The 6,846-nt window shown below is 64.7% G+C and carries 5 protein-coding genes; 1 reads left to right on the top strand and 4 read right to left on the bottom strand.

From position 1 onward, the window contains the following. Window positions 1-13: 13 nt before the first annotated feature. The 4 genes from ubiE to U5A65_RS21650 form a co-directional block, all read right to left on the bottom strand. Window positions 14-745, bottom strand: a complete 732-nt coding sequence (ubiE, locus tag U5A65_RS21635; protein WP_158758634.1) for a bifunctional demethylmenaquinone methyltransferase/2-methoxy-6-polyprenyl-1,4-benzoquinol methylase UbiE — start codon at window positions 743-745, stop codon at window positions 14-16. A 90-nt stretch (window positions 746-835) separates the two neighbouring features. Then, the gene (locus U5A65_RS21640; protein WP_321913666.1) at window positions 836-1,249 is read right to left on the bottom strand and encodes a DUF971 domain-containing protein; all 414 of its coding nucleotides are present in this window, start codon (window positions 1,247-1,249) and stop codon (window positions 836-838) included. Window positions 1,250-1,300: 51 nt separating this feature from the next. Next, entirely contained in the window at window positions 1,301-1,726 is a 426-nt protein-coding gene (locus tag U5A65_RS21645) for an HIT family protein (protein WP_321913665.1), read from the bottom strand. A gap of 41 nt (window positions 1,727-1,767) precedes the next feature. Then, a complete protein-coding gene (locus U5A65_RS21650) occupies window positions 1,768-5,814 on the bottom strand; it encodes an FAD/FMN-binding oxidoreductase (RefSeq protein ID WP_321935000.1) in 4,047 nt (1,348 codons plus the stop codon). A gap of 633 nt (window positions 5,815-6,447) precedes the next feature. Here U5A65_RS21650 and U5A65_RS21655 point away from each other — a divergent pair. Further along, window positions 6,448-6,846, top strand: a 399-nt coding sequence (locus tag U5A65_RS21655; protein WP_321947305.1) for a pyridoxal-phosphate dependent enzyme, incomplete at its 3' end; no start/stop codon positions are given.

A 6,846-nucleotide genomic window follows, 5' to 3' on the forward strand; every position in this document is an offset into this window, starting at 1 on the left:
TGATTTGGAAACACTAATACTTTGTGCCGACGTGTAAGGCTACCACGCCAGCTGACAAATTGTAATATTTGACGGCGTCGAGGCCGACTTGTTCCATCATCGTCTTGAGTGTTTCCTGATCGGGGTGCATGCGGATCGATTCCGCGAGGTACTGGTAGCTGTCCGCGTCCTGGGCAAAGCGGCGGCCAAGCCACGGCAGCACCTTGAACGAATACACGTCGTACGCCTTCTTGAGCGGCTCCCAGACCTTTGAGAACTCGAGCACGAGCACGCGGCCGCCCGGCTTGAGCACGCGGCGCATCTCGGCCAGCGCGGCGTCCTTGTGCGTCATGTTGCGCAGCCCGAAAGCCACGGTCACCACGTCGAAGTAGTTGTCCGGAAAGGGAATTTTCTCGGCGTCGCACAAAAGCGCCGGCGTGATCACGCCGTTGTCGATCAGGCGGTCGCGGCCCACGCGCAGCATCGACTCGTTGATGTCGGTGTGCCAGACCTCGCCCGTCGGGCCGGCTTTCTTCGCGAACGCCATGGAGAGGTCGCCGGTGCCGCCCGCAATGTCGAGCACCTTTGCGCCCGGCCGGATGTTCGCCTGGGCGATCGTGAACGCCTTCCACGCGCGGTGCAGCCCGCCCGACATCAGGTCGTTCATCAGGTCGTAGTTCGAGGCGACCGAGTGAAACACGCCGGCCACCTTCTTCGCCTTGTCCTGTTCGTCGACTGTCTGATAGCCGAAGTGGGTTTTGCTCATCGCGCTCGTCCTTTCGCGGAAGGGTGTTCTATTGAGGTGCTGCGCCGCGTCTGTCAGAGAAGCGGCGGGGCAGGATCGTAACAGGAAGCGTCAGTGGCAGTGGCCATGCGCGGCAGGGGGCGCCGCCATGGGTGCGTCACGTTCGACGCCCGCCGCCTTCAGTTTGGCGAAATATTCCGCCCAGAGTTCGTCCTGGCGCGTGGCAAGCTCGTAGAGCTGGTCCCACGAATAGATGCCGGTGTTGTGGCCGTCGGAAAACGTGGGCTGCAGCGCATAGTTGCCGACCCCTTCGAGCGCCGTGATCGTCACCTCGCGCTTGCCTGTTTGCAGCGTTTCCTGGCCGGGGCCATGTCCGCGCACTTCCGCCGAGGGCGAAAACACGCGCATCAGCTCGAAAGGCACGCGGTAGCTCTCGCCGTTCGCGTACTGGAGTTCCAGCACGCGCGAGAGCGCGTGCACCACGACGCCGGTTGGCACCGGCGTATCGGATTTCAGTCCACTCATGATCGTTCCTGCTGTTGGACGCCCACCGCCCGGCCCGGGCCTGGTCTGGCCTTAAGCCTGCTCCATTTCCTGGCGCACCGCGTCGCGCAGCAGCGTGGCCTGTGCGCGGCGCTGGCCCAGCATCGCCTCGGACACCGTGCGCTGGCGCGGCGACCAGACGGACATGGGGAAATGGGCGTCGTTTGTGAAGCGCGGAATCACGTGCCAGTGCACGTGCGGCACCTGGTTGCCGAGGCTCGCCAGATTCACCTTCGAAGGCTGCATGATGCGGCGCAGCGCACGCTCGACGGCGTACACCGCGCGCATCAGATGTTCCCGGTCGGCCACGCCCAGGTCCGAGAATTCGGCGACGTGCGCATTCCAGATGACCCGGCAAAAGCCGGGATAGTCGGCCTCGGCAGTCGCGAGCACGACGCGCATGCGCTCGTCCTGCCACAGCACATCGCCGCCTTCCTCACTGCAGAATACGCATGTCATCGTCGTCCCCGAACCGGTTCACGGAAAATTGAGCGCTGCCATTAGACCAGCACGCGCTCGATTCCGCCATTGTTCGCGTTCTGAACGTAGTCCGCCATCCAGTTTTCGCCAAGTATGTGCCGGGCGATTTCCACCACGATGTAGTCGGCTTCGATGTTGGCGTCTTCGTTGTACCGCGACAGACCCTGGAGGCACGACGGGCAGCTCGTCAGAATCTTGACGTCCTGCGTCGTACCCTGCCCGCCCGCTTCCTGCGGCGTTGCCGGCTGCACTCCGTTCGCGCCGTTGCCCACGATCGGAATGCCGCGCAGCTTCGCCGCGCCCTTGCGGATTTCCTCTTCCTTGCGGAAACGCACCTGAGTCGAAATGTCCGGGCGCGTGACGGCCAGCGTGCCCGATTCGCCGCAGCAGCGATCGTTCTTCTCGATCTTGTAGCCGTCCTTTTCGGAACCCATCAGTTCATTGACGAGCTTGACCGGGTCGATCGTCTTGATCGGCGTGTGGCACGGGTCGTGGTACATGTAGCGCGTACCCGACACGCCATCGAGCTTGATGCCCTTCTCCAGCAGGAATTCGTGGATGTCGATGATGCGGCATCCCGGGAAAATCTTGTCGAATTCATAACCGGCCAGCTGGTCGTAGCACGTGCCGCACGACACCACCACCGTCTTGATGTCGAGGTAGTTGAGCGTATTCGCCACGCGGTGGAACAGCACGCGGTTGTCGGTGACGATCTTCTCGGCCTTGTCGTACTGGCCCGAGCCGCGCTGCGGATAACCGCAGCACAGGTAGCCCGGCGGCAGCACCGTCTGCACGCCCGCTTCCCAGAGCATGGCTTGTGTGGCGAGCCCCACTTGCGAGAACAGACGCTCCGAGCCGCAGCCGGGGAAGTAGAACACCGCTTCCGAATCGACGCTCGTCGTCTTCGGGTTGCGGATGATCGGCACGATCTTGTTGTCTTCGATGTCGAGCAGCGCGCGCGCCGTCTTCTTCGGCAGGTTGCCCGGCATCTTCTTGTTGACGAAGTGGATCACCTGCTCGACCACGGCCGGCTTGCCCGTGGATGCGGGCGGATGTGCCGTCTGCTTCTTCACGAACTTCTTCAGCACGTCGTTGCCGAGGCGCTGCGCCTTGTAGCCCACGCCCATCATCGCAGTGCGCGCGAGATTGATGGTCTGCGGGTTCGTGGCGTTCAGGAAGAACATGCCCGCCGCGTTGCCCGCGTTGAACTTCTTCTTGCCCATCTTGCGCAGCAGGTTGCGCATGTTCATCGTCACGTCGCCGAAGTCGATCTTGACCGGGCACGGCGTCACGCACTTGTGGCAGACCGTACAGTGGTCGGCCACGTCATTGAACTCGTCCCAGTGCTTGATCGACACGCCACGGCGCGTCTGCTCTTCGTACAGGAACGCCTCGACCAGCAAGGAGGTCGCGAGAATCTTGTTGCGCGGGCTGTAGAGCAGGTTCGCGCGCGGCACGTGCGTCGCGCACACCGGCTTGCACTTGCCGCAGCGCAGACAGTCCTTCACCGAATCGGCAATCGCGCCAATGTCGGACTGCTTCATGATGAGCGACTCATAGCCCATCAGGCCGAACGACGGCGTGTAGGCGTTGCGCAGGTCGGCGCCTTCGAGCAGCTTGCCCGCGTTGAAGCGGCCTTGCGGGTCGACGCGCTGCTTGTAGGCGCGGAACTCGGCGATCTCGTCATCGGTCAGGAATTCGAGCTTCGTGATGCCGATGCCGTGCTCGCCCGAAATCACGCCGTCGAGCGAACGCGCGAGCTTCATGATGCGCGCCACCGCGTGGTGCGCGTCCTGCAGCATCTCGTAGTTGTCCGAGTTGACCGGCAGGTTCGTGTGCACGTTGCCGTCGCCGGCGTGCATGTGCAGCGCCACGAACACGCGGCCGCGCAGCACCTTCTTGTGGATCGCCTGAGTCTCGTCGAGGATCGGCTTGAATTCGCCGCCGTTGAAGATCTTGCGCAGTTCCGCGCGGATCTCCTGCTTCCACGAGATGCGCACCGTGCGGTCCTGGGTCACGTGGAAGACGTTGGCGTCCGGCTGCGCATCCACGCGGTCGGCGAACTTTTCCGCCAGCGCCTCATAGCCCAGTTGCACGAGGTAGTGCTGCGCCTCGCGCAGCGACAGGTCGAGCTTCTCGCCCACAAAGGTCCAGCGCTCGCGCACGCGCTTGAGCAAGTCGAGCGCCTGCTGCACGCGGTCTTCGAGCAGTTCCGCGGAGGGAATCTCGTTTGCGTCGTCCGTCTTGCCGAGCGGCAGCTTGCCTGCCTTGAAGAACGCTTCGAGCGCGTCGACCAGCTGCAGCTTGTTCTTGATCGACAGCTCGATGTTGATGCGCTCGATGCCGTCCGTGTACTCGCCCATGCGGTTGAGCGGAATCACGACGTCTTCGTTGATCTTGAACGCGTTGGTGTGCTTGGCAATTGCGGCCGTGCGGCTGCGGTCGAGCCAGAAGCGCTTGCGCGCCTCGGCGGACACCGCGACGAAGCCTTCGCCGCTCTTGCCGTTGGCCATGCGGATGACTTCCGAGGTCGCGGCGGCCACGGCATCGGCGTCGTCGCCGACGATATCGCCGATCAGCACCATCTTCGGAAACGCGTTGCGCTTGCTCTTGGTCGCGTAGCCCACGGCGCGCAGATAGCGCTCGTCGAGGTGCTCGAGGCCCGCGAGAATCGCACCGCCCTGCTTCGACGTTTCGAACAGGTAGTCCTTGATCTCGACGATGCTCGGAATCGCCTCGCGCGCCTGACCAAAGAACTCGAGGCACACCGTGCGCGTATGCGCCGGCATCTTGTGCAGCACCCAGCGCGCCGACGTGATGAGCCCGTCGCAGCCTTCCTTCTGCACGCCCGGCAGGCCGGCCAGGAATTTATCGGTGACGTCCTTGCCGAGGCCTTCCTTGCGGAAGCGCTTGCCCTCGATATCGAGCGACTCGGTGCGCAAGAGCTTTTCGCCCGGCGCGTATTCGCCGTCGAACCACTTCAGCTCGAAGCGCGCCACGGCGATGTCGTGGATCTTGCCCATGTTGTGGTCAAGACGCGTGACTTCGAGCCAGTTGCCTTCCGGGTCGACCATGCGCCACCAGGCGAGATTGTCGAGCGCCGTGCCCCACAGCACGGCCTTCTTGCCGCCCGCGTTCATCGCGACGTTGCCGCCGATGCACGACGCATCGAGCGAGGTCGGGTCCACGGCAAACACGAAACCCGCGGCGTCGGCGGCCTCGGTCACACGGCGCGTGACCACGCCCGCGCCCGAGAAAATGGTCGCGACCTTGCGGTCCACGCCTGGCAGGTCGGTCATCTCGACGGGCCCGAGCTGCTCGAGCTTCTCGGTGTTGATGACGGCCGAGAACGGCGTGAGCGGCACCGCGCCGCCCGTGTAGCCCGTGCCGCCTCCGCGCGGAATCACCGTGAGGCCGAGTTCGAAGCAGGCCTTGATGAGCCCGGCGATCTCCGCTTCGGTATCGGGCGTCAGGACGACGAATGGGTATTCCACGCGCCAGTCGGTCGCGTCGGTCACGTGCGAGACGCGCGAGAGGCCGTCGAAGCGGATGTTGTCCTTCTGCGTGCGCTTGCCGAGCACCTTGACGGCGCGGCGGCGCAAGTCGGCCATCTTCTCGAACTCGCCCGCGAAGGCGTCGATGGCGCGGCGCGTGGCGCTGACCAGCTTTTCCACGCGCGCGGCGCGCTCCACCCCTTCCTTGTCCGCATGCTCCTGCAGATCGGCGCGGCGACGCTTTTCGATTTCGGCGAGGCGGTGGTTCAGCGCCTCGATCAGGAGCGCGCGGCGCTTCGGGTTGTCGAGCAGGTCGTCCTGCAGATACGGGTTGCGGCGCACGACCCAGATATCGCCCAGCACCTCGTAGAGCATGCGCGCCGAGCGGCCGGTGCGGCGCTCCGCGCGCAGTTCGGCGAGCGCGTTCCATGCGTCTTCGCCGAGCAGGCGGATGACGATTTCGCGGTCCGAAAAGGACGTGTAGTTATAGGGAATCTCGCGCAGGCGCGGTTCGATGTCGGCGGCCACGGCGGTGGCAGCGCCGTGAGGATCGAAAACTTGAGGTGCGTTCATGGTTGGACGACTCTTTGGGCCAGCCCCGCGCACGGCTCGCGGCCGCTGCGACGGATGCTGACGGGGCGCGTGGGGCGCTATTCTGAAATCGTGTCCGCCTGTGGCTGGCTGCGGACGAAAGGGGTGGGGAGGCACATGGCGGCAACGCTCACGCCGATGGTTCCCCGGCGCTCGGATTTAGCGACACGATCGTGCGTGGCGGGCATGCCGCTGCGCCGCCGGGCGGGTTACGCGCCGTGCGGGCATCAAATGGGCTGTCCGAAGTTGCCAGTGCATCATCCGATCCTTGTTTCGAAAACAGATTTTACCGCATGATCCGCGCCCGCGCTGACGCCGCGTGGGAACTTGGTGAACACATAACATTCACTTGCGTTGACGGGTGGTTCACGCTGGATTGCACGCGCTTTGACGATGATTTGCCTTCCGGCCGGTCGGCGAATCGCGCCGGCGCGTCGAGTGACAGCCGCCAGCCCGCGCCGGTATGCCCGCGCCGGTATGCCCGCGCCGGTATGCCCGCGCCGGTATGCCCGCGCTGGTATGCCCGCGCTGGTACGCCCCCGCCGCCAGAGCGGAAGCCGTTGGCGCTATCATTTACGCTTTCCCGCCCTAAACCCGCGCCCGGCGCGTCCTCGCATGGCCTCCCACGACGATTACCTGAAGACAATCCTCACCGCCCGCGTCTACGACGTCGCCCGCGAGACCGAACTCGAGCGCGCCCCGAACCTCTCGGCGCGCCTGCGCAACGCCGTGTTCCTCAAGCGCGAGGACAACCAGCCAGTGTTCTCCTTCAAGCTGCGCGGCGCGTACAACAAGATGGCGCACCTCTCGCCCGCGCAACTGGAGCGCGGCGTGATTACCGCCTCGGCGGGCAATCACGCGCAGGGCGTGGCGCTTTCGGCGGCGAAACTGGGTGTGAAGGCCGTGATCTGCGTGCCGGTGACCACGCCGCAGGTGAAGGTCGATGCCGTGCGCGCCCACGGTGGCGCGACCGTCGAGGTCGTGCAGGCCGGCGAGTCTTACAGCGACGCCTAT

This window comes from Paraburkholderia sp. J10-1 (assembly GCF_905220165.1).
Lineage (GTDB): Bacteria > Pseudomonadota > Gammaproteobacteria > Burkholderiales > Burkholderiaceae > Paraburkholderia.

Bases quoted from the DNA above. Each gene is read 5' to 3' on its own strand.
- U5A65_RS21650 (WP_321935000.1), bottom strand. From the start codon at position 5,814: ATGAACGCACCTCAAGTTTTCGATCCTCACGGCGCTGCCACCGCCGTG.
- U5A65_RS21645 (WP_321913665.1), bottom strand. From the start codon at position 1,726: ATGACATGCGTATTCTGCAGTGAGGAAGGCGGCGATGTGCTGTGGCAG.
- U5A65_RS21640 (WP_321913666.1), bottom strand. From the start codon at position 1,249: ATGAGTGGACTGAAATCCGATACGCCGGTGCCAACCGGCGTCGTGGTG.
- ubiE (WP_158758634.1), bottom strand. From the start codon at position 745: ATGAGCAAAACCCACTTCGGCTATCAGACAGTCGACGAACAGGACAAG.